Genomic DNA, 24,024 nt, shown 5'->3' with positions numbered 1-24,024 from the left:
TCTTCGAAATGCGACCTGCAGCCGATCAGAAATGGCTGACCAGCCCGCTTGACCGACCGTAAAGGGGGTCAACCCAATAGAAACGGACAGCAAGTGAGCAAGGTTAAGGACGGCTTCGAGGCCGGCTGCGGCTGCCTGGTCGTCATTGTTCTCGCCCTCGGGCTCCTGGCGAACGCCTGCGACAGCGACGACCGCAGCGAGCCGGAAGTGGCCGAGACCACGCCGACGGAGAGCGCGTACGCGTTCAAGAACCATGTCGGCGAGACCCTCGGTGAGGCCACCGACTCGGCGAGGGCGGGCGACATCGCTGACGTCAAGTGGCTCAAGGCGGTCAAGAAACTCGGCAGCCCCAAGCGCTCCTGGAAGGTGTGCTTCCAGTACCCAGCAGCCGACACGCCGATTGAGTCGACCTACGAGTTCACGGCTCAGTTCTCCGCCGTCCCGCCCCGCACTTCCTGCCCCAAGAACGACGACATGGCCATGATCACCGTGCCGAAGGTGAAGGGCATGACATACGGGCAGGCAGTGAAGCTGCTCAAGGACTCCGGGGTCGACACCAGTGTCGCCACCAGCGCCTACACGGACGAGCACGGCGACGCTGGCAAGTCGTGGAAGGTGTGCAGCCAGGAACCCTCCTCAAGCGAGGAACTCGATTCCGACACGGGCATCTTCATGGACGTTGTGCGGCCCGGAGACGCCTGCCCCAGCGGCGATGGCTTGCACTACCGGGACCCGGCCAATGACCCGGACAGCCCCAGCTACGACGGCGACGACAACGGTATCCCCGACAGCAACGAGAACGACGGCTGGGGGTCGACCGGCAGCAGCTCGGGCGGCTCCCTCAGCAGCGGAGGCGGCGGCGGGGACAGCTACAACCCCGGCGGCTGCCCGCCCGGAGGCTGCGACAACAGCCGGCACTGCCCGCCAGGCGGCTGCAAGAGCTGAGCCCCACCTCATGCCCCTTGGGGCCAACGACGACAGCAGCACTGGCCGACACCACCGTGGCTCCTTCCTGCAGAACGCAGGGCGCTGCCCGTAGTCGATCAGCTACTGTACGGACACGTTCGATTCATGGACGGCATGTACGTATGCGGAGGGGCACATCGTGGTCGGCAGCGCTCCCGTGCCGGAGCCGGAACAGTCGTCTCCGGACCCGGCGTCCACCGTGTCCTCGGCACTGCGGAACGACGAGCCGCTCGTCGAGCTGACCGACACGGGACTCAGCGCCGGCATCGAAGCGGAGGACCTCGGTCCGAGCCACCGGGCGCCGTTCGACCCGGAGCTGATCGATGTCTATCCGCGCGCGACGACCATCGACCTGATCCTTCAGCGCCTCAAGCGAGGGCTCATCGATCTGCAGCCCGACTTCCAGCGGCGCTCCGGCATCTGGAACGAGACGGCCCAGAGCAGACTGATCGAGTCCCTTCTCCTTCGCATCGCACTGCCGACCATCTACGTGGCGGAGGAGGCGGACGACTCCTGGACCGTCGTGGACGGGGTGCAGCGGCTCACCACCATCGTCCGGTTCGTCAAGCCAGAGGCCGCCGGGCTGGAACCGCTGGTGCTGAGGAACCTGGAGTACCTTGACTACAAGGGCAGGACGTTCGAGGACCTGCCGGGGCGCATGCAGACGCGCATCCTCGAAACCGAGCTGTCCTTGCTGCTCATCCGGAAGGGCACGCCCGAAGAGGCCCGGTTCAACATCTTCACGCGGATCAACACGGGGGGACTACCCCTCACGCAGCAAGAGCTGCGGCATGCCCTCATTCCCGGGTCGGCGCGCGATCTCCTGGCCAAACTGGCGGAAACTCCGTACTTCCTGGAGGCCACAGCAGGCAGCGTCTCCCCCAGCCGCATGGCTGAGCGCGAGCTGTGTCTGCGCTTTCTGGCGTTCTGGATGACTCCCCCCGAGCGCTACTTCACACAGGACTTCGACGGCTTCCTACGTGCAGCCATGCACAACATCAACTCGCTCACGCCCCCGGAGTTGGCCGACCTGGAGAGCCGCTTCAAGCTGGCTATGTTCAGCAGCGTCGTCGTCTTCCGGGATCAGGCGTTCCGTAAGCAGTTCAAGGATTCGACACGTCGCCACCCGATCAACAAGGCCCTCTTCGAAGTACAGGCCGTGACCCTGGCCCGATGCACACCGGAAGAAATCGTCGTCCTTAGCCGACGAGCAGACGCCGTCAGGGAGAAGTTCATCGGAAAACTCATGGACGACCCGCCCTTCTACGACGCCATCTCCTCCGGGACCGGCGACGCCGACAAGGTCCACTACCGCTTCCAGTCCATGAAAGACCTGTTCCGCGAGGTGTTGGAGTCCACGGATGCTTGAGTCGCTCACTCTCACCAACTTCAAGGCGTTCGCCCACCAGGAACTCCGTCTGGCTCCCTTCACCCTGCTCACCGGGCTCAACTCCTCCGGCAAGAGTTCCGTCCTACAGTCCTTGGCGCTACTGCGGCAGTCGTACGAGTCCGGTGACCTCGCCCCGGTCGGCGGCAGCGAGGCCGGGCTCCTGCTCAACGAGGAGCTGGTGCAGCTCGGGATCGGACAGGACGTACGGCACGAGTCGTACGACGAGACCGGTCCGCATATCACGCTCGCGGCGCGCGGGGATGGAGCTTCCCTCCAGTGGAGTGCCCGCTACGAGCGGGAGGCCGACCACCTGAAGCTGCTTCAGGAGGAGGACAGGGAGGGCATCGAGATGTTCGCGTTCGTCGAACCAGCCGCACTGCTGCCGACCCTGTTCGGGCCCGGCTTCCAGTACCTGAAGGCCGACCGCGTCTCGCCCCAGGTCAGCTACCCGCGCTCGCACCACGCCGTGTCCACACGCGGCTTCCTCGGAGCGCATGGCGAGCACACCGTGAACTACCTGCGCGCTCACCAGGACGATGCCGTCGAGGCGTCAGCGCTTCTCGTCCCGGACGCGGCGTCCGTCACGTTGCTCGGTCAGACGGAAGCCTGGATGCAGAAACTGTGCCCCGGGGTGAGCTTGGAGGCGGCCGGCATCGACGGTACCGACTCCGTCCGGCTCAGCTACCGCTTCGGATCGGGTGTCTCCCAGTCCAACCGGTACCGGCCCACCAACGTCGGGTTCGGACTCACGTACGTCCTGCCGATCGTCGTGGCCTGCCTGTCGGCCAAGCCGGGGACCCTGATCCTGCTGGAGAACCCGGAGGCGCACCTGCACCCGCAGGGCCAGACCTGGATGGCGTACCTGGCGAGCGCGGCGGCGGCGAGCGGCGCGCAGGTTGTGATGGAAACGCACAGCGACCACGTGCTCAACGGACTGCGGCTCCGCGTCAAGCAGGGGCTGTTGAGCCCCGCCGCGACCGCCGTGCACTACTTCCGTCGCAAGGACCAGACCTCTGAGGTCGTCAGCCCGGTGATCGCTCCGGACGGACGGCTCTCCGAATGGCCCGAGGGCTTCTTCGACGAGTGGGAGAACTCCCTCGACCAGCTGCTCGACTGAGCTGCAGCACAGAGTCATTGCAGCGCCCCGGGGGGTCGGGGTGATCGGTGCGGAACGAGAATGGGGTGGGGCGTGCCGCTGCACGTGTTTCTCAACGAACAGTCCTGTGCGTCCGATTGCGGAGCGGACGAGGTCTCACAGGGCATGCGCGCCTTCGTGGGCGTGCTGAGGCGGTTACAGCGTCTGCGCGGCATCAGCCTCGCGACGCAGAATCCGTTCGACGAGACGGAACTCGCACGAGGTTATTACTACGCGCAGTGGCGCAATGACACCCGCAACAAGGAAGAAGCTCTCTACTTCCAGCGGATGCGCGACCGATGTGTCACCTTCACAGCCGCTCTGCACGCAGCGGCGACGGAGGAGCGGGACGACATATGGCACCGCTTCAAGGGAGTCGACGTCCATGGACTTCGCGCGGCCTTGATGGCGGACGGACTCGCCCTCAGCCTCCCGCTGGCCCCGGAGTGGGACACCGCCTGGCTGGATCTGGACATCGAGGAACTGTCTGAGGGTCCCGAGCCCGGAGACGTCGTCGCCGACGAGTACACGGACCAAGTCCGGCACACCTCCCGGAATGCACACCTCGCCCAACACGAGGAGTGGATCCTCCGGGAAGGACTGGACCGCGTCTCCAGTGGAGCCGAACTCTGGTCGGGGCGAACGGACTTCTTCCCCCACCTCCAATTTCTCGACCGGGTGAAGGACGATCTGGAAAACCTCGACCCGCGGTGGTTCAAGGGAGCCCGCCAGTTGCTGCGACAGCTTGAGGCCACCGCGGCCCAGTGGGACCCGGCTTCCCCCACCGGGCCGCACTGGGAGGCCCCGAACATCAGAGGGGAGCACGAGAACGCCCGCAAGGACCGGATGTGGAAGGACAACGGCAAGGACGAGTGTTTCCAGTTGCACGGAAACCTCAACCGAGGCGCCGGCCGCATCTACTTCCGGCTCGTTCACGACGAGAAGGCCATCCGCATCGCCCACATCGGGCGCCACCTATGAAACAGACACTCCCGTCCCTCCTCCACAGGCAAAGGCACAGGTGACACGACTGATTCCACGGCCGGCCCCGCAGTGACGCAGTCCCGCGCCCCTATCTCCTGGACGGCTACGTGGACAAGATCCGCAACCTCAACAAGCTGCTGCGGGAGTGCGGGGAGTAGATCCAGGGACCTGCCGCACACCGCCGCCTACACGCCACACGCCGTCACCTACGGCGGCTCGCTGTGTGCGCGTCGGCACTGGGCACATCCGTGTGCGCCCGGCAGCGTAGGTGCCATGCACAGGAAGCACTCACCCACCTCCATGACGGCGGCCGTAACACGCGAGGCGGCAGAAGTGGACGCCACAACCGCCGAGTTCACGATGCGCTTCAGCTCCACTCCGCGCGGCGCCCGCCTCGCCCGCCGCCTGGTCGCGGACCGGCTCGACGCATGGGGCCACCCCTACACGTCCACAGTGAACGAGACGCTGACCCTCATCACGGCAGAGCTGACCGCCAACGCCGTACGCCACGGGCACGTACAGGGACGCGACTTCGAGGTGCGACTCGTCGCTACCGGCGAGACGCTGTGCGTGGAGGTCTCCGACACGCGTGAGGAGCGCGTGCCGCCGCTTTCCCCGCAGGAGGCTCCCGGTGACGCCGAGACCGGTCGTGGGCTGATGCTCGTAGCCGCTCTGGCCGACCGGTGGGGCATCGAGCCCCGGGCGATGGGCCCCGGGAAGACCGTGTGGGCCGAGACGGGCTGCCCCCTCACCAGCCGCTTGCCCGCCCGCGGGATGCCGCGATGACTCGCGTACTCTCCGTGCATGGTTTACGTCATAGCGCTCAGCGAGAAGGAACTTGACCGTATTGACATGGACTTACGGCTGAAGCAGTCCTTCACCAAGACTGTCGCCGCCGAGTCCTTGCCGAGTGGTTTCGAGCCACAGATCACTCTGCTCGTCAAACGGTCGTCCGCGGCCGGGCAGACCCCGCTGGTTTGGCTGGGGTCGTGCGACAGCCACGCGGAGAGAAGGTGGCCGCAGTCGACTCCCGGGTCAACGTGGAACTGCTACGAGAGTGCCCCGTCTCTGTCTCGTTGCAGGCCATTGAAAATAAATTGCCCCCTAGCGTCCGCAACGTGATCCTTACCGCTTCGGAACGGGAATTCACCATCCTCGACGACACTGCGTCCGAGGCTCTCCTTTCGGCCCTCACCCAGCACCATGAGAAGCTGCGCCAACTGCTCGACTTTCTGGGTGAGGCTGCCGAGCCAGAACGCCTCGATCCGCTGAGTCGGGCAGAGGACGCCTCTTGGCAGGAGCAACTCGAAGCTGCCCGGCTGGCAATGGCAACCGTGGGGATTCCACCTGCTCGGCTTGCCGCGTGGCGCCGTCCGGCCGATCGCCACGCGCCGGTTCTGGCTGGTTTGATCGCCGAACCCTATGAACCGTCGCTACTCGACTACGACATGCATCACTTCTTCGACGGAGACGACGTCTTCCAGTCCATGGGGCCTCCATATGTCGGCGGCTCTCTCGGCTCCGCCTTTCGATGCGACATCCAAGTCTTCGAACACCTCGGCCGCCGAATCGAAATCGCGAACGTCAACGCATCGCCGGTCGAAGCTCGCCTCGGCACCGACCTCATTTTCTACCACGAGCCGACGCAAAGCTTCGTGCTGGTGCAGTACAAACGCCTGCCGCACGAGGCCGGAAACCGGTGGATTCGCGTTGACAAGAAACTGCTGAGTCAGCTGAACCGACTGGAGCGTGTGGCCGCCCTCAGCCGCCCAGCGGGCCTTCCCCACGAATGGCGGCTCGGCCCTGATCCATGCTTTGTGAAGCTCTCTTACTGGCCCCTCACGGAAACCATCGATCCAGGCCCCTCGCCCGGCATGTATCTGCCCGTACCGTACGTGCGTCTACTGCTGGAAGACGACGTCACACGGGGCCCAAATGGCGGACGGCTGCTCGGGTACCCCCAGATCGACCGGTATCTGACGAACACCGAGTTCACCACGCTCATCAAGAATGGATTGGTGGGCACCGTCGGCACAACGATCGAGGAACTCGCGGCAATCGGTGCGCAACGGGCAGAGGAGGACAAGATGTCCGTAGTCCTCGCCGTCGAGAGAGCCACGGGCCCCCTGCGCGAGACGGTCAAGGAGCGGCACAAACGCAACCACGCTCAGGGGTACGACAAGGCGCTCGCCAACCGCTTGCGCAGGCAGCGTCGTTACGCGCCCATGCCCGGTCAGCAGGCGTTCCCCGAGGCATAGGGCTTGCCAGTCTCGGGCCGGTCCGACTCGGCTCGGCTCGGCTCGGGAACGCTCACAGGCCAAGGCTCCGCACCACGAACTTCATGTGTTGGATGTTGCCCACCTTGTTCCACGTCGAGTGGTTACCGGTGCTGACTGAGCCTTCGGTCCGGTCGCGCAGCCACCTCTCTCCTGTTCCCGCCTCCGCGCCCCGGAAGTCCGCGAGCCTGGTGAGACAGCGCGCGGCCTCCCGGTTGGCGTCGTCGTACTGTCTGCCGTGCGGCACCTTGGACAGGTGGTAGGAGCGGGCGGTGGTGTAGCGGAGGATGCCCCACGGCGGGCCTCCGCCGCGCACGGGCGGGGTCTGGGCGACATACGTGGCGGGGTGGATGCCATAGTCGCCGTAGCGGAGTCGGGGTAGGTACGGGCGTTCGCCGTGCTGGATCTCGTGCCAGGTTTCCCAGTCCGTGCGCGGGGCCTCGTACGGGACGCCTTCCCGGAAGTCGGCCGGCGGTTCGGGGAAGCCGCCCGCCATCACGGTCACGGTGCGCCACGAGGTGAGCGAGATCAGGGAGTCCAGGGCACGCAGCGCCTCCTTGGCGGCTTCGGGGCGGTCGGGCAGGACGGTGCAGAGGTCGAGGAAGAGGGCGGCCGGATGGCTCGGGGGCAGCCGGTCCAGCAACTCGCGGACGTCCGAGGTCGTGCCGTCGTTCCACTCGCCGGGGAGACGCACACGGATACCTAGTACGTCCTCGTGTCGGCGCGCCACGGTGAGGGCGAGTGCCTGCTGCACGCCGGGGCGCCCGGGGCCGGTGACGGGCCGCAGGTTGCGGTGATCCCACCAGTCGGGGCTGAGGGCCTCGGCCAGGACCGCGGCTTCTCCCTCGTCGGCGAATGGCGCATCCAGCCATGCGAACCCGTGGCGCTGGGCGGCGGTGACATCCTCGGCGTCCTTGGCGATCCGTTCGGCCAACGGTTTGGGCAGCGCTCCGGGACGGGGAGGCAGCGTCCACAGCGGGGCGACCCGGCGCTGTACGTCCGGCGTCAGTTCACGGTAGGCGGCCGTGGCATGCGGCCGAGTCGGCAGGACGGGAACGTACAGCGGTACGGACATGGCTCCCCCTCGGCGCTGCCCGTGCACGGCGTTTCTTTCAGCGTGAAACCATCGGCTGGGGCAGGAAAGGGCGCCAATCGGCCACCGGGGCGGTTCTGGGCACGAGCCGCTGTGGCAGTCACAAGGGGGACCCCCGGGCCGATCGCCCGGTCCCCAGGTGTACCCGTCCCCTCACACACTGTCCGACCTGCGCTATACGGTTGATCCGCACCACACGAACCGGCACCACACGAGGCGACCGCTGCCACGCAAGCGTCTCGGGATCCGCAGACGAAGGGGAGCGTCGTGAAACCCACTCTGGCCGCCGCGCAACTGCGGGGCAGTCTGACGCAGTACCTCACGACGACCTACGCGCTGGCCGACGACGACACCCGCCGCGCCCTGGAACGGTTCCTGGGGGACCCCGAGTCGGGGATCTTCCGAGGGCCGTACCTGCGGATCAGGACGCCGTTCCACAAGGCGGACGACGGGTGGGAGCGGCATCTGGAGTGGCGGCCCGGGTTCACGCCGTGGCGGCACCAGGCCAAGGCGTGGCAGCGGCTCAGCACGCTCGGCGGCAGGGAGGCCGAGCCGACGCTCGTGACGACCGGCACGGGTTCCGGAAAGACGGAGTCTTTCCTGGTGCCGGTGCTCGACCACTGCCGACGGCAGAAAGCTCTCGGGCGGCGCGGCGTGAAAGCCGTCCTGCTGTATCCGATGAACGCGCTCGCCACCGACCAGGCGGGCCGCATCAGCGATTACCTGACCGCGCCCGACCTCGCCCAGGTGACCGCGGGTCTGTACATCGGCGACCGGCCGGACACCGACTTCCGTCGGGTCATGACCCGCCGCGAGGAGATGCGTGTCTCCCCGCCGGACGTGCTGATCACCAACTACAAGATGCTGGACCTGTTGCTGCAGCGGGGTGAGGACCGGGCGCTGTGGGAGGGCGCGGACGTCGCGTACGTGGTGCTGGACGAGTTCCACACCTACGACGGTGCCCAGGGCACCGACGTGGCCATGTTGCTGCGACGGCTGGCGACGGCGGTCGGCGCCACGCGGCCGGACCGCCCGCTGGGGCGGATCTGCCCCGTGGCGACCTCGGCGACGCTCGGGGCGGGGAGGGCGGGCACGCCGGCGGGGGGCATCCTGGACGTGGCCGCGCAGGTGTTCGGCATGCCGTTCACGGCGGACTCGGTGATCGGCGAGGAGCGGATGAGCGCCGAGGAGTTCACCGGCGAGGTCGACTACGCGCTTCCCGAGCCGCCTACTCCCCAGGAGGTCATCGCGGCGTCGGGCGGCATCGGGGTGGAGGCGACACCGGATCTGTTGGACCTGGACGGGCTCGCCGCTCGTATGCTCGGGCGGCAGGGCCTCGACGCCTTCCGCGTCGGCCGTCTGCTGAAGCGGCACGACTTCACCCAGGGCATCCTCGCGCTGCTCGACGGCGAGCCGCTGGACGAGTGGGGCCTGAGGGACCGGCTCGCGCGCTTCGGATACGCCTGGGGGCGCACCGCCCGGGAGAATCCTCAGCTGGTGCTGCAAGCCCTGGCCCGTTTCGTGGCCCTGCTGTCCGCCGCCCGGGACCCGGACTCCGACGAGCGGCGCCCGCGTCCGCTGCTGCATGTGGAGGCCCATCTCTGGGTGCGGCCGGTGACGCGTGTGCTGCGCGGGGTGGGCCGGACACCGGAGTTCCGCTGGTACGAGGACGACCGCGCGCAGGCCAGGCGCGCCGCCCTGGTGGCAGGTCCGCCGTCGGACGAGGAGGACGGTCTCTCCGCCGGCAGTGGATCCGCGGCCGGGGCGAACCGGCCGCAGCCCCTTGCGGGCACGGACACGGCGGTGCGCCCCGCCCAGGTCCAACTGCCCGCCGTGTACTGCCGCGCGTGTGGGCGCTCCGGCTGGGCCGCGCTGTCCCCGGAGGCCGATCCGCAGCAGCTCGTCATGGCGCAGGACCGGATCTGGCGGGCCGGCGTCGGCCGCGACAAGCGCCGCATCCGCTACTTCGTCTCCGCTACCGAGCCGGAGCGGCGCCAGGCACTCGACGCGCTGGCCGGACGACTGCCCGCGGGCAGCGGCGTCGACCCGCTCTCCGTGGTGGTTCTCGACGGCGCGCAGGGCACCTACCGGCTGCCGACGGCAGGAGACGACGGGGACCTGGTGGACGCCTGGTTCGCGCTCGCGCTGCTCGACAAGAAGACCGCCGACAAGGCGGCGAGGGACGACCGCTGTCCGGCCTGCAACACCGACAACAGCATCCGGTTCCTCGGTACGGCGCAGGCGGCGCTGGCCTCGGCCACGGTCACCCAGCTCTTCACGGGCGGGGACATCGCGCTGGTACCGGAGGAACGCAAGACACTGCTGTTCAACGACTCCACGCAGGACGCCGCGCACCGCGCCGGATACGTCGCCAACGCCTCGTACAAGTTCTCGCTGAGGTCGCTGCTCGCGCACAACCTCGACGACTCCGGGACCGCGACCGCGCTGAACGACCTGATCGGCAACGTACTCGACTCGGTGGACGACCCCGAGGCGCTGGCCGCCGTCGTACCGCCGGATCTGCACGACGAGCCGGGTGTCGACCGGGTGCTGTCGGGGCGCGGCACCGGAGACGCCCGCACCTGGCGGCTGATCGGTGAGCGGCTCGCGTTCGCCACGGTCATGGAGTTCGGGCTGCGGTCACGGCTGGGCCGCACCCTGGAGCTCACGCGGACCGCCGCCGCCGAGGTCGTGGTGGAGAACCCTGAGCGGGTCACCGCTCTCGCCCGCGATCTGCACCTCGCGCTGCCGGGCCAGATGGTGATGACGGGCGGTCTTCCCACGCCTGAGCGGTATCTCGCCTACGTGCGAGGCCTTCTGGAGCGACTGCGGCTGCGCGGCGCGGTCCGGCACCGGTGGCTGGAGCAGTGGATGCGGGAGGCCGGCACCGACCGGTTCCTGATCAGCGGGCGGCGGCCCGACGGCATGCCCGCGTTCCCGGACGGGGTCGCTCCACCGCGGTTCCTGCTGGACGGGCAGAAGGACCGGTCCGAGTTCGACGTGGTCACCGGCCGTCTCGGCTGGTTCCAGGACTGGACCCGCCGCTGCCTGGGACTGGACGCCGCCGGGGCCACCGAGTACCTCCGTCGGCTGCTGCCCGCCCTCGCCGACGAGCATGTACTCAGCGTGCGGACGGCGAAGGACCGCACCACACGCGTCTACGGCCTTCAGCCCGGCCACATCCAGGTGCGGCTGCTGGACGACTCGATCGTCAACAAGGCGTTCGTGGCGTGCGAGGACTGCGGCTGGCAGCAGGTCGTGCCGCCGGAGCGGCGGACCCGCTGGTACGGCCACCCGTGCCCGCGCTACCGCTGCAAGGGATACCTGACGCCACCGCAACCGGGGGTGCGCCGCTCGACACCGTCCGAACCGCTCGGCGGCAGCGGGGGCGTCACCAGCTCTGGCTTCAGTGTTCTCCAGGAACGCGACTACACGAACGACTACTACCGGCGCCTGTACCTGACCGGCGGCACCTTCCGTGTGGTGACCGCTGAGCACACCGGCATGCTGACCCGTGCCCAACGGGAGCAGGTCGAGCGGGCCTTCCGCGCCGGAACGCACTACACCGACCCGAACGTGCTGTCCTGCACACCCACGCTGGAACTCGGCATCGACATCGGCGACCTGTCGGCCGTACTCATCGGCTCGCTGCCGAAGGGGCCCGCCAACTATGTGCAGCAGTCGGGCCGCGCGGGACGCAAGACCGGCAACGCGTTGGTCGTCGCCTTCGGCGGACGCCGGGCCCGAGACCTGTACTACCTGGACCAGCCGCGAGAGATGATCGCCGGCGACATCGTGCCGCCGGGCTGCTATCTGTCGGCGGTGGAGATCCTGCGCCGCCAGTACACCGCGTGGCTGCTGGACCTCGCCGCGCGGGGCGGCCTCAGGACCGCGGACGGCGAGCAGTTGCAGCCGGTGCCCCGGCTGGCCTCCGCTCTCTTCGGCACGACGGGTTGGTGCCAGGACCTCGCGGATGCCGCGCAGACGCATGGGGCGACGCTCGTCGAACAGTTCCTGGCCCTGTTTCCCGAGGCCGGGTCCCCCGTACGGGGCCAAGACGACTCCGCCGCACGGGACGGTGAAGACGCCGGAGTGTCCGCCCATGCCGCCGACGCACTCCGGGCGTACGCGACCGGGGGGATCGTGCGCGCGCTCCAGGAGGCGGAGGAGGACTGGACCGGACGGCGGGAGGAGCTGCGGCGCCGGATCGCCGCGATCGACGAGGCCGTCGACTCACTGGCCCGCACGGACGAGGTCCAGGACCGGGAGCGGCGGGAACTGCTCGCCGAGCGCCGCAGCACCGGCGATCTGCTGCGGGACCTGAGCCGGACCAGCGCGCACGGCACGCTGGTCGAGCTGGGTCTCCTGCCGAACTACAGCCTGGCCGACACCACGACCCAACTGGAGGCCACGCTGTACTGGTCCGAGGTCCCCTCGGACACCGACGAGACAGCCGATGCCCCCGGCGGGACCGACTCGCCGAGGGATCACCGGTCCCCCGCCGGTACGCCTCGCGTCCACCGCAGCGAGACCCGCGACTACGAGCGCTCCCGCAAGATCGCCCTCACCGAGCTCGCCCCGGGCAACAGCTTCTACGTCAACGGATACAAGCACGTGGTGCGCGCCCTCGACATCGGCAGCCCGGAACGCCGCGCCTGGTCGGTGTGGCGGCTCTGTCCGTCCTGCGGATACGTGCGCACACGCGACGCCCAGACCGACACGTCCCCCTGTCCGCGCTGCGACGGGCGCGAGATCGCGGACGCGGGCTGTGTGCAGTACGTGCTTCAGTCGCGCCGGGTCGTGGCCCGGGACAAGCGGGACGACGCACGCGTGCGCGACGACCGTGACGAGCGCGCCCGCAGACAGTACGCGGTCCTCACCACCGTGGACATCGACCCCGCGCACCTGGCGACCGGTTCCTGGCGGCACGACACGGCGACCTTCGGCGTGGACTTCTCCCGCCGAGCCGTCATCAGAACACTGAACCTGGGACTCGACAGGCAGGACGGCAGCTCCACGGTTCCACTGGCGGGCGAGGACGTCCGGATCAACCCCTTCTACGTCTGCACGAGTTGCGGCGGCGCTACGGCGGACGGCAGACCGGTCGTCGACCAGTCGCAGCACGCGCTGACCGAATCGGGGGCCGCCGCCACGAGGGGGAGCGCCCACCATCTGCTCTGGTGCCCCCGGCGGCGCACTCAGGGCTCCGACCACGGCGCGAGGCAGGGAGCGGGTCAGGACGTACCGCTGCTGCTGGCCCACGAGTTGACCACGGAAGCCGTACGAATTCTGCTGCCCGCCTCCGTGACACGCGCCCGGGAGCGGCTCGCCTCCTTCACCGCGGCACTCTTCGCCGGCATCGCGGCGCGCTACGGCGGCGACCCCGACCACATCGAGATCGCCACGGCCTCGATGCCGGACAGTCCGGAACAGCTCGGCTCCGACTTCCCGCGGCGTTTCCTCGTCGTCTACGACCGGCTGCCCGGCGGCACCGGCTATCTGCACCGACTGGCATCCGCGGCCGGGTTCCGTGAGGTGCTGCTGAAGGCGCGCGAGGTCATCGAGAGCTGCCCGTGCCAGCAGAAGGAGTTGGACGGCTGCCACCAGTGCCTTCTGCGCAGGGTGCCCCCGTCGGACTACGACCGGGTCTCCCGCCGCGAGGTGCAGTCCATGCTGGACGAACTCCTGGGTGCCGACGGTGAGCGCTGGCGGACTTCGCCTGTCTCGACAACCCGTCAGATCCCACTGGAACAGCAGGCGGAGAGCGACCTGGAGGTCATGTTCGTCGACACACTGGAGGAGTGGGCCAAACAGCCCGAGTCCCGGGCGGCGGCGGACACGTACACCACCCCGGCGGGCACCAGGGCGCTGGACCTGCGACTGACGACGGGCGACGGAGACACCGTGAGCTGGCGGGTCTCCCAGCAGCGCGTCCTCGACGGGACCCGCCCCGACGTGCTCTTCGAACGGCTCGACGCTCCCGGTCCACGGCTCGCCGTCTATCTGGACGGATACCGGTATCACGCGAGCCCCGAGCACAACCGTCTCGCGGACGACGCGACAAAACGAGCTCGGCTGCGGGCCGACGGGCTGCGGGTGTTCCAACTGACGTACTACGACGTCAAGGAGTGGCGGCGCCGCGTCCGCGACACCGGCTATGCCGGAGTCGCCCCCGTCGATCCGGTGTGGATGCCGTACGACCGGGCGGCGCAGGACCGGGCGCGCTCCTACTATGCCCAGACCCGGGGCGGGCTGCCCGGCGAGCTGTCGGAAACCGTCTGGGTAAACCCGGCCGAACTGCTGCTCGCCTACCTCCGGGCCCCGGACGCGCAACGATGGCACCACCGCGCCGAAGCGACCGTGGCGGGCCTCCTCGGTACCCCCAGCCTACGGGACGCACCGGTCACAGCGGATGCGGTCGGCCGAGCCGTCGAGGCGGCGTTGCGTGACGAGGCCGTGAAGGAACCGAAGGGGCCCCTGCGCGTCCTCACGGCCACGGACCGGTCCGGATGCCGGCTCGTTCTGGTCGCCGACGTGCGGCACCGTCCCCCGACGTGGACGGGGCTGACACTCCTGGACGACAGCGACCACGCCGTCGCGGAAGAGCAGACCCACAAGCGGCGTTGGCAGGCCTGGCTGTACTGGAGCAACGTGCTGCAGTTCCTGGAGCACGGCGGGGGCGACAGTGCACAGCTCACCACCTCACTGCTCGACGGCTTCACCGCCGACGTGCTGACCGTGACCGGCGGCCAGGGGTGGCTGTCCTCGACTCGGGTAACGCCGGCCGTCGACGGCGGGCCTCAGCGGGCTGAGGACAGCCTGCCACCGATCACCGTGACCGCCGGGCTGCCCGCTGTACCGGCGCGAACGACGGAGGAGCCACCGTCCCAGACACGACCCGAGCGGGACGGAGCCTGGGACGCGGTACTGGAGTACGTGGACCCCGACGAAGCAGGCCTGGCCGAACTGGCTCACGCGCTCGCCGACCTCGGCGCTCCCGCGCCCGAGGACGGCTACGAACTCGACGCACACGGCTGGCAGGCCGAACTGGCCTGGCCCGACGCCCGCATCGGCGTGGTGCTGGCGCATCAGGGAACACCCGAGGAGCCGGATCACGAGGCGCAGGACCGTGACCGGGCCTTCGCCGCCGCCCGTTGGGACGTGCGTCCGGCGAGCGGGTGGACTGCGGAGGAGATCGCCGCACGCCTCGGCGTTACCGCCGCGCGGACGCCCGAGGGCAGTCCTGCAGAGGCCGGGCGACCTGACACCGGCACGAACAAGTACGACGAGAACGAGAACGAAGACGGGGAGCTGGCATGACGAGGACCGGGGGCGTGACGCTGCGCCTGCTCGACAAGGCGGACAAGGAGATCCTCCGGCTCCCGCGCACGGTCAAGGGCGCGCTGTTCGATTTCCAGCACAAGTTCAAGGAGAACCCTCGGACGCCAGGGCTCAAGCTCAAGCAGCTCAAGGGCGACAGCCGGATCTGGTCCGCCCGGATCAACGACGAGTACCGCGCCCTCCTGCTCAGACTGGCCGAGGACGACTGGCTCATCGTCTCGGTCAAGCACCGCAAGGAGGTCTACGACCGGCTGGCGTACGGAATCAACACCGTCACAGGCGGGATCGAGTACGTCGACCTCCAGGTGGTGGAGGACAGCGTGCTGCGGCGCATCCCGCCGCAGGAGTCGCCGCCCGCCGCAGCGGCCGTTCCCGCTGCTGCCCTGACCGAAGCCCAACCGCTCGGTGCCGAGCCGCTGTTCGCCGCCTGGACCGACGGGCAGCTGATCGAACTGGGCGTGGCCGAGCCCCTGGTTCCGGTCATCCGCTCCCTCACCACCGATGAGCAGCTCCTCGGTCTGATCGAGTACGCACCGCAGCTCACGGGCGAAGTCCTGCTCGCGCTCTACGACGGAAAGCCGTTCGAAGTAGTACGGGACGAGGTCACCGCCCCCGTCGCCGCTCCGGAGCCCGTCGACACCGAGGACTTCCAGACGGCAGCCGAACGGCCGGCCACGGTCGTCACCACCTCCGACGACGCGTTGCGCGAGGCGCTGGAGGCAGGGGACTTCGGCCGCTGGAAGGTGTTCCTCCACCCCGCCCAGTCCAAACTGGTCGAGCGCCGCTACTCCGGTCCCGCACGGGTCGGCGGCGGGCCGGGGACCGGAAAAACCATCGTCGCGCTGCACCGCGTCCGCCACCTCGTGTCCCAGCTGCCGCCTGGTCACAACAAGCCGGTGCTGCTGACCACCTACAACAAGAACCTCGCTGCCGACCTGCGCTCCCGCCTCCTGGAACTGGGCGGTGAGCAGCTGCTGTCGCGGGTGGAGGTGAGCCACGTCGACCAGCTCGCGCTGCGCGTCGTGAGGGAAGCGGAGCCCGGCAGCCGTAAGCAGAACATCGACGACAGCCAAGCGGTGCGGGAATGGCGAGCGATGCTCGACGAACTCGGCGAGAGCGGCTGGGACGCGGAGTTCCTGCACGACGAGTGGACGCAGGTGATCCTCGGACAGGCCGTCGGCACCCGCACCGATTACTTCCGGGCCCGCCGGGCCGGACGCGGCAAGAACATCGGCCGAGCCGAAAGGGCCGGCATCTGGCAGCTCGCCGAACGCTTCACGCAACGTCTGGACCGGTTGGGCCGCCAGACGTGGGACCAGGTCGCCGAACGGGCCGCGCGACTGGAGATAGGGCGCGAGCAGCGTATCCGCGCCATCGAACGGCAGCGGGAGGAAGCGGGTGGTCTGGACAACATCCACCTCCAGGACGGCTCGGGCGGCTGGCTGCGTTACCGGTACCGGCACATCGTGGTCGACGAGGCTCAGGACCTGCGCCCCGCACACTGGAAGATGCTGCGCGCCATGACCGCCCGTGACTCGGATGACCTCTTCCTCGTCGGCGACACCCACCAGCGCATCTACAAGAACCAGGTGACCCTCGGCAGCCTCGGTATCAACATCCGAGGCCGATCCGCGAAGCTCAGCCTCAGCTACCGCACCACCCGGCAGATCCTGCGCTCCGCGCTGGAGGTTCTGGGCGAGGAGACCTACGACGACCTCGACGGGAACTCCGAGACTCTCGCCGGATACCGCTCCGTGCTCAGTGGCAGCGCGCCCGGCATGCACCCGTGCGCGGACTGGCAGACGGAACGCGAGGCGATCGCCGCACACATCCTGGCCTGGGACGCCCACCCTGAGGAGCGCATCGCACACGAGCAGATCGCCATCTGTGTCCCTACCAATCTGATGGCGAGCGAGCTGGGACACACTCTCGGGGAACACGGCATCCGGGCCATGGAGATCGGAGCCGACGGCGCGAGGGGGGAGGCCGGAGTCCATGTCGGAACCATGTTCCGGTTCAAGGGGCTGGAGTACCAGCGCATGATCATCGCGGGTGTCAGCGATGGCCTGGTCCCCCGCGAGCAGGTCAACCAATTGCGCCAGGTGGATCCCGCCCGTTATCGGAGAGAACTCCAAAGAGCGCGATCCCTCCTGTTCGTGGCGGTAACCCGGGCACGCGACAGCCTCGACATCTTCTGGCACGGCACCCCGAGCCCGTTCTTGCGTCGCTTTCCTTCCTGAGTCACGCCCAAAGCGCGCTGCATGCCATCAGGAGTCGTCGCACAACGAGAGCGGCATATTCACCCACGACCAATAGAGTTCGCGGAAACCAGCGGATCGCTCAACTGCAGGCTCACCGGGCACTCCTTCGCGTCGGTACGGCGAGCTGCCAGTGTGAACTTCGTGAAGGTCATGGATGAGGTGCCGTTCGCCCCCTGCTTGGGTCTCTGCTGACTCACGAAGCCTTCGGTGAGGTTTGCGTTGTTGGCTGAGATCTTCCACTCCACGGTCCCTGCGCAGCCGTCAGCCTGGTAGTGGAGTGTGCCCTGGACGCGTTCAGCATGGATGATGACCGTTCCGCCTCCCCTCGCTCGACGGCCAGTACCAGCAAGGAAGGTGGTGGTGATGTCCCACTCGTCCGACGTCTTCGTCTTCTTGGTACCGCGAGGAAGCTCCCAGCGGTAAAAGCCTTCGTCTATGCTCCCCTCCGGCCTGTCGCCTGAGTAGAAGGCAGGGCGAGACATGCTGTCAGGGTTGAAATAAAGGTCACAGGCAACGCCCGAGACCACCAACAGGAGCAAGGCACTCACCGCCGCAACGCCTCGCGACCAACCCCCCTCGCTGTCGTCGTCCGAAGTCACCTGCACCGGACGAGCCATCCCGTCACCGCTGGTGAGGGAGTTGTCCGCAGCCTTGACGAACTCACCACGGACAAGTGGGCCTTCATTCACGCCGCCGTCCACGAACGCGGCAAGCTTTCTCCGCAGTTCACCGAGGCGGGCTTCCTGCTCGTCAAGTGCCTCATCCGCGTTCTCAAGCGCGTGGTCGTACTCGAACAAAGGGCGTACGGGAGCGACCCCCTGCAAGACTGCCGCGTCGGCACCGGCCGATCCCGCGGGTGACACGTTGGGGACACTTCCCTGTTGCCTGGGCATGCTCAGTTCGCGTCGGCAGACTTCGGCCAGGGTCTCGGCAGCCGTCCGGATCTCCTCGGCTTCGGCGCGCTTCTGACGGGCTCGGTGAATTCGCGTTTCCGCTTCCGCTTTGCGGTCCTCGGACTCCGCCACTTGTGCTGTCAACGCGACGCGGTGAGCGGGCGACTCAGCAATAGATAGTCTCTGCTGCAGAGTGGCAATGCGTTTTTGCAGGTCCGCGACCATGCTCATCAGCATAAAGACGAGGCGTGTTGTCTCAAGCACGGTCTCCTGAGCCCGCAGTTGTGCTCTGCGCGCCTCGTCGAGCCGTAGCGCGATCTCCGCAGTAGCAGTCCGTTCAGGAGATGGCAGCACTGGGATCTTCCCTTGCGCTGCTTGCTGAGCAGCTTTCAGTAAGCGTAGCCCCTCTTCTCGTTTCATCTCCCGAAGGCGATGTTCACTGACCAGACGGTTCACCAAGTCGTTCACAAGCGACTCGGTTGGGAGTTTGCGACCTGCGCGGTAATCACCCCACTGCGTCTTACTGAAGGGGAAGTCCTCCTCAAGTTGACGAAGCGTTCTGCTCCTGGTCAGCTTGCGCAGCCAAACAGCGAACTCCCGTGCCTGAGACGTGTTTCCTCGCACCGGCCCGGCGGGCCTTCCGGCTTGCGGCACTCCGGTTGTCCTCTCTGTCCGCGGACAGCCCAGGGTTGTCCGCGGTTCTCCTGCTGGAACGTCGTGCGAACGCACGGACAATCACACCAGACGCGTATCCGTTCTCCAACTACTCACGACACGGCACAAGGAGAACCTGATGCGTCCCACAACCTGGGCTGCCGCAGTAGCCACCATCCTGATCATGACACTCCAAGCCGGCTGGAGTCCGACAGAAGTTCGCGACCTCGGCGTGGCGCTGCTCGTAGCGATCACTTTGCTCTACTCAGCGCGTGCGGACGACTGATCAAAGTCAGTTGCCAGAAACTGAAGCGCTCAGAGTTGGTGGCGTGAACGCACGTCTCTTCATCTGCCCAAAGCGCTTCACTGTCATTGGTGTGGCTCAGGAGGCTCGCCTGGGCCACACCAGCGATCCGCTCCTAGCACTTTTAAGGAACTCGCAGCGCTGTCCGAGACAGCGGCGGATAGCGGCAGACGAGTCGGGCTGTACGCCGGGTAGAGTCCCACTCAGGGAGCGATCAAGCTCTGACCTGCATCTTTACGGCCATCCGGCGGCTGGCTTCGCCCTCTGGGACTTCTCAGGGACTTTCGGCCGAGTCCGTGAACCACGCCTCGATGGCGGACAGTCCACGCGCGCCGGCCTGCGGCATGAAGTGCGTGTACGTCCGGAGCGTGAACGCTGGGTCGGAGTGCCCCATCCACTTCGCGAGCGAGACGATCGACTCACCGGCTTCGAGCATCACCGAGGCGTACGTATGGCGCAAGACGTGGAAGCCGTGCTCGCGGCTCGGCTCCCACACGCGCGACGGCTTCTCGCCCGGCTGCCGCTCGGGCAGCGGCGGGATGACTCCCACTTCGGCGAGCGCGGGCTTCCACGCCTTGGTGTTCCAGGTGGTGCGGTTGATCGCGCCGCGCCGGCCGGTGTACACGAGCAACGGGACGGTGACCTTCCGCCGGTCCTCGCGCGCGAGGTCAGGCTCCTCGGGGTCCAGCCACGGCAGGGTGACGTCGATTGGGTCGAAGCGTTCTTGGTGAATGAGGAGTCGCTTCGCGAGCGTCTTCGGCAGCGGCACATCGCGTTCCTTACCGCCTTTGGGCGGACCGAAGTACAGCCGTGACTTGTACATGAGGATCTGCCGCTCCACGTGGACGAAGTCGCCACGGATATCACCTGGGCTGAAGCCGAACGTCTCACCCTGTCGGAGTCCGCATCCGACGCCGAGGTCGAGCGCGATCTGGTAGCGGTCGGCCAGCGCCTCCCGCACCGCGTCGACACGGTCCTGCTCCCAGGCGCGAGCCTTGCGCTCCGGCTTCTTCGGCGGCTTGATCGAGCTGTTGCCCTTGCACGGGTTGCGGTAGAGCCGCTTGTCCTCAACCGCGGCCTGCATGATCGCCTTGAGGTACACCCACGCGACATAGGCGGTACTCGACGCCACCGCCCTCTGTACGTCGGCCGACCACTTGCGCAGCTCCGCGACGCCGATGTCCCTGAGCGCCAGATCTCCAAGCTGCGGCAGCACCTGCCCCCAGATCCGGTGCCTCATGCTTTCCAGCGTCTGGGCGGGGTGCACCTGGGAGGGCCACCAGTGCTTCTCGACGTACTCACGAAGACTGATCGCACCGTCCCGCGCGTCGACGAAATCCCCTCGACGTGTGTCGGTCTGTGCCTCGGCCAGCCACGCTTTGGCGTCCGCGACCGTATCGAAGGACCGGTCGCGGACCCCCGGTATCCCTTTGACGCGGTAACGCGTGCACTTGCCCCAGAGCGCAGTGCGTTCGCGCTTGCCCGTCTCCTTGTTCGGCCGCTTCTTGAGCCATCGGTCCTCGATGTAGCCCGCCATGCGCGTCTTCTCCTTGGCCTGGTCATGGTTCTGTCGGCACGACCTGCGTCGCGATCAGACACACAGACGATCTCCGTGCGCATGAAATTCCGAGTGCTGCTGAACTCGTCGGAACCGTTCTCCCAGGTCAAACAGCCCGACGTCGTTCGCGCTGCTGCGGCGCCTTGCTCAGCGGATTGAGAGCCGGGTTCGACCTCGAGTCCGCCTGCTGCTGTTCGTTGAGCCACGCATCAAGCAGGTCCCGGCGGTACATGACCCTCCCGCCTGGCCCCATCCGGAAGCTGGGCGGCCCTTGCCGGCGGTGACGCCAGACGTAGAGGGTGTTCACTGAGATGCCCATGTACTTCGCAGCGTCCTGAACATTCAAGAAGGCAGCCTCAACGGCAGGTTTGGACTGGCTACGCATCGTGTGTCTCCGATGTAAAGGCTGACGAGGCAGCGGACCTTTCCTGCTCCCGCCCGCCGCGTGGCGAAGCCGCGCGGATAGCTTGCGGCGAGCAGGATCAGATTCCGGAGAATCAGCGATTTGGTGTGGCTGACTTGTCGTGATAACGCAACGTAAACGGCCATCGTCTGCTGCGTTCGAAGCTGCGAACCGCGCCACCAGAGGTATGTGCCCGGCTCGCCACGCGTCGCACCTCTCATCGTGGCCGCGCTGATCCTGTCGTTCCCCGTGACGGGGTCTCCCAGGACGCGTCTGCCAGGAAGACCAGCCGCACCTTCAAGGCCAACGGTCTCGGCCCCATGCCGATGAAGCCGTGCGTGCCGTTCTTACTGATCATTTCAGAATGATGTTCGAAGGCGTCGTAAGCAGATGACGCTGCAGGCGAGTTGGAGTAGTCCGAGGTGGAGGTCGGCTCGTATCTCGTAGTGGGTCCGTAGGCGTTTGAACTGGTGGAGCCAGGCGAAAGTTCGCTCGACGACCCATCTGGTCTTGCCCAGGCCGGATCCGTGGGCGGTGCCCTTGCGGGCGATCTTCGGTGTGATGCCACGCGCGCGGAGGAGTAGGCGGTACTTGTCGTAGTCGTAGCCGCGATCGGCGAAGAGCCGCCGTGGCCGGTGGCGCGGCCTGCCTACTAGGCCGCGGATGCGGGGGATCGCGTCCAGCAGCGGCATGAGCTGGGTGACGTCGTGACGGTTTCCGCCGGTCAACGCCACGGCAAGGGGCGTTCCGTGGCGGTCGGTGATCACATGGTGCTTGCTGCCGAGGCGGCCACGGTCGACCGGCGAAGGTCCGGTGTGAGCCCCCCTTTCAAGGCCCGTACATGCGAGCCATCGATCGCGGCATCGTCCATGTCCAACAGGCCGGCTCCGCGGAGTTCCGCGAGAAGGATCTCGTGCAGACGGGGCCACACGCCGGCCTCGGTCCAGTCACGCAGGCGCCGCCAGCACGTCACCCCGCTGCAGCCGATCGTCTCTGTTGGCACGTCCGCCCAGGTCACGCCCGTGCGCAGGACGTAGACGATCCCGCGCAGAGCCGCACGGTCATCCGCAGGCAGCCTGCCTGGATACCGCCGACGCCGCGGCGGGCGAGGCGGGAGCAGCGGGGCGACACGCTCCCACAGATCGTCAGGCACGAGATCATCCGACACCTGCAGAACTCTGCCGCCCACCAGCCCAACTGCCAAGCCCCTGAGCCGAACTCATTCTGAAATGATCAGTTAGAGGGCGGGCGTATCGATGCGCTGGCCGATGTCGCAACCTCGGTCCCGGTCGCTCCTGCAGCCCTGTGCGCCTAGGGCTGGCGGAGGTATCCCGGAGCCACCTACCAGCCGAAAGAGCGCATTCTAGGCACGAGTTGCCGCGAAATAACCCAATTCCGGGCCTGCACCCCTCAAACGAGACAGTGCTCTCGACCTCGTTGCGAGAGGGCGCGTATCACCAAAGAAGGGGGCCCGGCCGGTGGGTTCAACACCCGAGGGTGAGGCCATAGCCCCACCCCTGCAATGAAGGAGACAAAGCATGGAAAACCTATCAACGGCCGCTAAGAACGCCGACTTCGAGGACGAGACCACCCAGCCTTTCGGGAGCACCTGCCGGACCGGCCGGCTCCAATCCATCCCCGCAGCCCCGACCGAACATGAGCCCGCCGCCATGGGAGCGCCCACTGTCCGGCGGACATTCACCTTCACCAACGCCGTCACCGGTGAAAACGTGACCGCGACCTGCATGCCCGGCTGCACGGTCGACCACGATGCGGACAACAACAGGCCCGAGCACCCGCACGACATCTACTGCAACATCCCCGGCACAGTCGGCGAGCTGCCCCTCTACGGCCCGCTGTGCGACACGGGCAGCCCGGAAGACTTCCGCTTCCTCGGCTGGCAGATCGAGTCCCGCCCCTTCTCTGCACGGCCAGCGGAGCGGCTGCCCTTCGTAGCCATTGAGGCCATCGACGACCACTACATCGAGTACCTCGACCCGGACACGCTGGAGATGGTCATCAGCCGCCTGCAGAAACAGGTCGACTCCCTGCGCGAAGCCCACGCCCAGCTCGTCAACGTCCGCACCGCGTACCTCAACCCACCGGCGGTGGCGGCATGAAGACCACGGCCATCACCGAACGCGCCATCGACGAGGTAGAGACGTTCCGCACCAAGATGCGGGAAGCCGGCTCGTGCTCCCCGGCCGTGGAGAAGTTCGCCGACGAGTTGATCGTCCTCATCATCGTCTGCGGGTCCCCGAAGGTCGCCGTCGAAACGGCGATGCGCAACCTCCTCAGCGAGCCGGAGGAGGTGACGGTATGACGACGTTGACCACGCGGGCCGGCTTCGATGCCTTTCGCGACCGCACGTGCGAGCACTTCGGACAGCTGCCCGACGGGCTCGGCAACCAGCACCTCCACGTGGAGCAGACCCCGCTTGGCCCGGACGAGTACTTCACTCACCGGCTCGATAGCGACGGCCACCACATGGCCTACGACCCGCGGCAAACCAACGGGCTCATGGTGCGTCAGTTCCTCGGCACCTACGCCACCTTCACCGAGGACCCGATCCGCGAGGGCGTCCGCGACGCCTACTACGAGGCGGAAGCGGCGGGCGCGCGGGAAATCTGGGAGATCGTCCTCAGCGAGATCGACCGCACCCAGGACTCCCAGGGTGTGATGGACTGGGTGCTGGCGCTGCTGCAACAGGCCCGCGCGAAGACCAAGGCAACGGCCGCGTGAGGACGACCGTGAAAACCGCGGTGG

At 67.5% G+C, this 24,024-nt stretch carries 17 protein-coding genes; 12 read left to right on the top strand and 5 right to left on the bottom strand.

Annotated elements, in window-relative coordinates; all coding sequences use genetic code 11:
* Positions 1 to 93 precede the first annotated feature (93 nt).
* From PYR72_RS34580 to PYR72_RS34555, 6 genes are all read left to right on the top strand, one after another.
* Positions 94 to 945 (top strand): PASTA domain-containing protein, encoded by an 852-nt coding sequence (locus PYR72_RS34580; RefSeq protein WP_275458942.1) that lies wholly within the window; start codon positions 94 to 96, stop codon positions 943 to 945.
* A 160-nt stretch (positions 946 to 1,105) separates the two neighbouring features.
* Positions 1,106 to 2,335, top strand: coding sequence for a DUF262 domain-containing protein (locus PYR72_RS34575; protein WP_275458941.1), 1,230 nt, complete (start codon positions 1,106 to 1,108; stop codon positions 2,333 to 2,335).
* Positions 2,328 to 3,473, top strand: a complete 1,146-nt coding sequence (locus PYR72_RS34570; protein ID WP_275458940.1) for a DUF3696 domain-containing protein — start codon at positions 2,328 to 2,330, stop codon at positions 3,471 to 3,473. The genes PYR72_RS34575 and PYR72_RS34570 overlap by 8 nt, the downstream gene beginning before the upstream one ends.
* Before the next feature lie 72 nt (positions 3,474 to 3,545).
* The gene (locus PYR72_RS34565; protein WP_275458939.1) at positions 3,546 to 4,472 is read left to right on the top strand and encodes a hypothetical protein; all 927 of its coding nucleotides are present in this window, start codon (positions 3,546 to 3,548) and stop codon (positions 4,470 to 4,472) included.
* A 303-nt stretch (positions 4,473 to 4,775) separates the two neighbouring features.
* Positions 4,776 to 5,261, top strand: a complete 486-nt coding sequence (locus PYR72_RS34560; RefSeq protein ID WP_275460601.1) for an ATP-binding protein — start codon at positions 4,776 to 4,778, stop codon at positions 5,259 to 5,261.
* Positions 5,262 to 5,488: 227 nt separating this feature from the next.
* The gene (locus PYR72_RS34555; protein WP_275458938.1) at positions 5,489 to 6,733 is read left to right on the top strand and encodes a hypothetical protein; all 1,245 of its coding nucleotides are present in this window, start codon (positions 5,489 to 5,491) and stop codon (positions 6,731 to 6,733) included.
* Between the two features lie 52 nt (positions 6,734 to 6,785).
* On the opposite strand, the gene PYR72_RS34550 is transcribed toward PYR72_RS34555, so the two are convergent.
* The gene (locus PYR72_RS34550; RefSeq protein WP_275458937.1) at positions 6,786 to 7,826 is read right to left on the bottom strand and encodes a beta family protein; all 1,041 of its coding nucleotides are present in this window, start codon (positions 7,824 to 7,826) and stop codon (positions 6,786 to 6,788) included.
* Between the two features lie 285 nt (positions 7,827 to 8,111).
* Here PYR72_RS34550 and PYR72_RS34545 point away from each other — a divergent pair, with 285 nt between their 5' ends.
* Both PYR72_RS34545 and PYR72_RS34540 read left to right on the top strand, forming a co-directional pair.
* Positions 8,112 to 15,164: a DEAD/DEAH box helicase gene (locus tag PYR72_RS34545; RefSeq protein ID WP_275458936.1), complete on the top strand. Its 7,053-nt coding sequence runs from the start codon at positions 8,112 to 8,114 to the stop codon at positions 15,162 to 15,164.
* Positions 15,161 to 17,425, top strand: a complete 2,265-nt coding sequence (locus tag PYR72_RS34540; RefSeq protein ID WP_275458935.1) for a UvrD-helicase domain-containing protein — start codon at positions 15,161 to 15,163, stop codon at positions 17,423 to 17,425. Before PYR72_RS34545 ends, PYR72_RS34540 begins: the two co-directional genes overlap by 4 nt.
* A gap of 59 nt (positions 17,426 to 17,484) precedes the next feature.
* Here the strand turns inward: PYR72_RS34540 and PYR72_RS34535 are convergent, their stop codons facing one another.
* Complete coding sequence (locus tag PYR72_RS34535) at positions 17,485 to 18,807, bottom strand: hypothetical protein (RefSeq protein ID WP_275458934.1); 1,323 nt, start codon at positions 18,805 to 18,807, stop codon at positions 17,485 to 17,487.
* 325 nt (positions 18,808 to 19,132) lie between these two features.
* Between PYR72_RS34535 and PYR72_RS34530 the strand changes: the two genes are divergently transcribed.
* On the top strand, positions 19,133 to 19,279 hold the full coding sequence (locus tag PYR72_RS34530) for a hypothetical protein (protein WP_275458933.1): 147 nt from the start codon (positions 19,133 to 19,135) through the stop codon (positions 19,277 to 19,279).
* Positions 19,280 to 19,571: 292 nt separating this feature from the next.
* Here the strand turns inward: PYR72_RS34530 and PYR72_RS34525 are convergent, their stop codons facing one another.
* The 3 genes from PYR72_RS34525 to PYR72_RS34515 all read right to left on the bottom strand — a co-directional run bounded on the left by PYR72_RS34525 (position 19,572) and on the right by PYR72_RS34515 (position 22,426).
* A complete protein-coding gene (locus tag PYR72_RS34525; protein ID WP_275458932.1) occupies positions 19,572 to 20,834 on the bottom strand; it encodes a site-specific integrase in 1,263 nt (420 codons plus the stop codon).
* Positions 20,835 to 20,961: 127 nt separating this feature from the next.
* Positions 20,962 to 21,240, bottom strand: a complete 279-nt coding sequence (locus PYR72_RS34520; protein ID WP_275458931.1) for a helix-turn-helix domain-containing protein — start codon at positions 21,238 to 21,240, stop codon at positions 20,962 to 20,964.
* A gap of 377 nt (positions 21,241 to 21,617) precedes the next feature.
* A protein-coding gene (locus PYR72_RS34515) for an IS5 family transposase (protein ID WP_275460600.1) occupies positions 21,618 to 22,426 on the bottom strand; the annotation gives its coding sequence in 2 pieces (ribosomal slippage) (positions 21,618 to 22,087 and positions 22,087 to 22,426; 810 coding nt in all).
* A 370-nt stretch (positions 22,427 to 22,796) separates the two neighbouring features.
* Here PYR72_RS34515 and PYR72_RS34510 point away from each other — a divergent pair.
* Genes PYR72_RS34510 through PYR72_RS34500 form a run of 3 tightly spaced genes read left to right on the top strand, consistent with a single transcriptional unit; the run spans position 22,797 to position 24,000 of the window.
* A complete protein-coding gene (locus tag PYR72_RS34510; protein WP_275458930.1) occupies positions 22,797 to 23,378 on the top strand; it encodes a hypothetical protein in 582 nt (193 codons plus the stop codon).
* Complete coding sequence (locus tag PYR72_RS34505) at positions 23,375 to 23,581, top strand: hypothetical protein (protein WP_275458929.1); 207 nt, start codon at positions 23,375 to 23,377, stop codon at positions 23,579 to 23,581. The genes PYR72_RS34510 and PYR72_RS34505 overlap by 4 nt, the downstream gene beginning before the upstream one ends.
* Complete coding sequence (locus PYR72_RS34500) at positions 23,578 to 24,000, top strand: hypothetical protein (protein WP_275458928.1); 423 nt, start codon at positions 23,578 to 23,580, stop codon at positions 23,998 to 24,000. Before PYR72_RS34505 ends, PYR72_RS34500 begins: the two co-directional genes overlap by 4 nt.
* Positions 24,001 to 24,024: the final 24 nt, after the last annotated feature.

Origin of the sequence: Streptomyces sp. VNUA24 (assembly GCF_029167005.1) — a bacterium.
Classification (GTDB): Bacteria; Actinomycetota; Actinomycetes; order Streptomycetales; family Streptomycetaceae; genus Streptomyces; species Streptomyces scabiei.
This window is presented reverse-complemented; position numbering and strand designations above follow the sequence as displayed.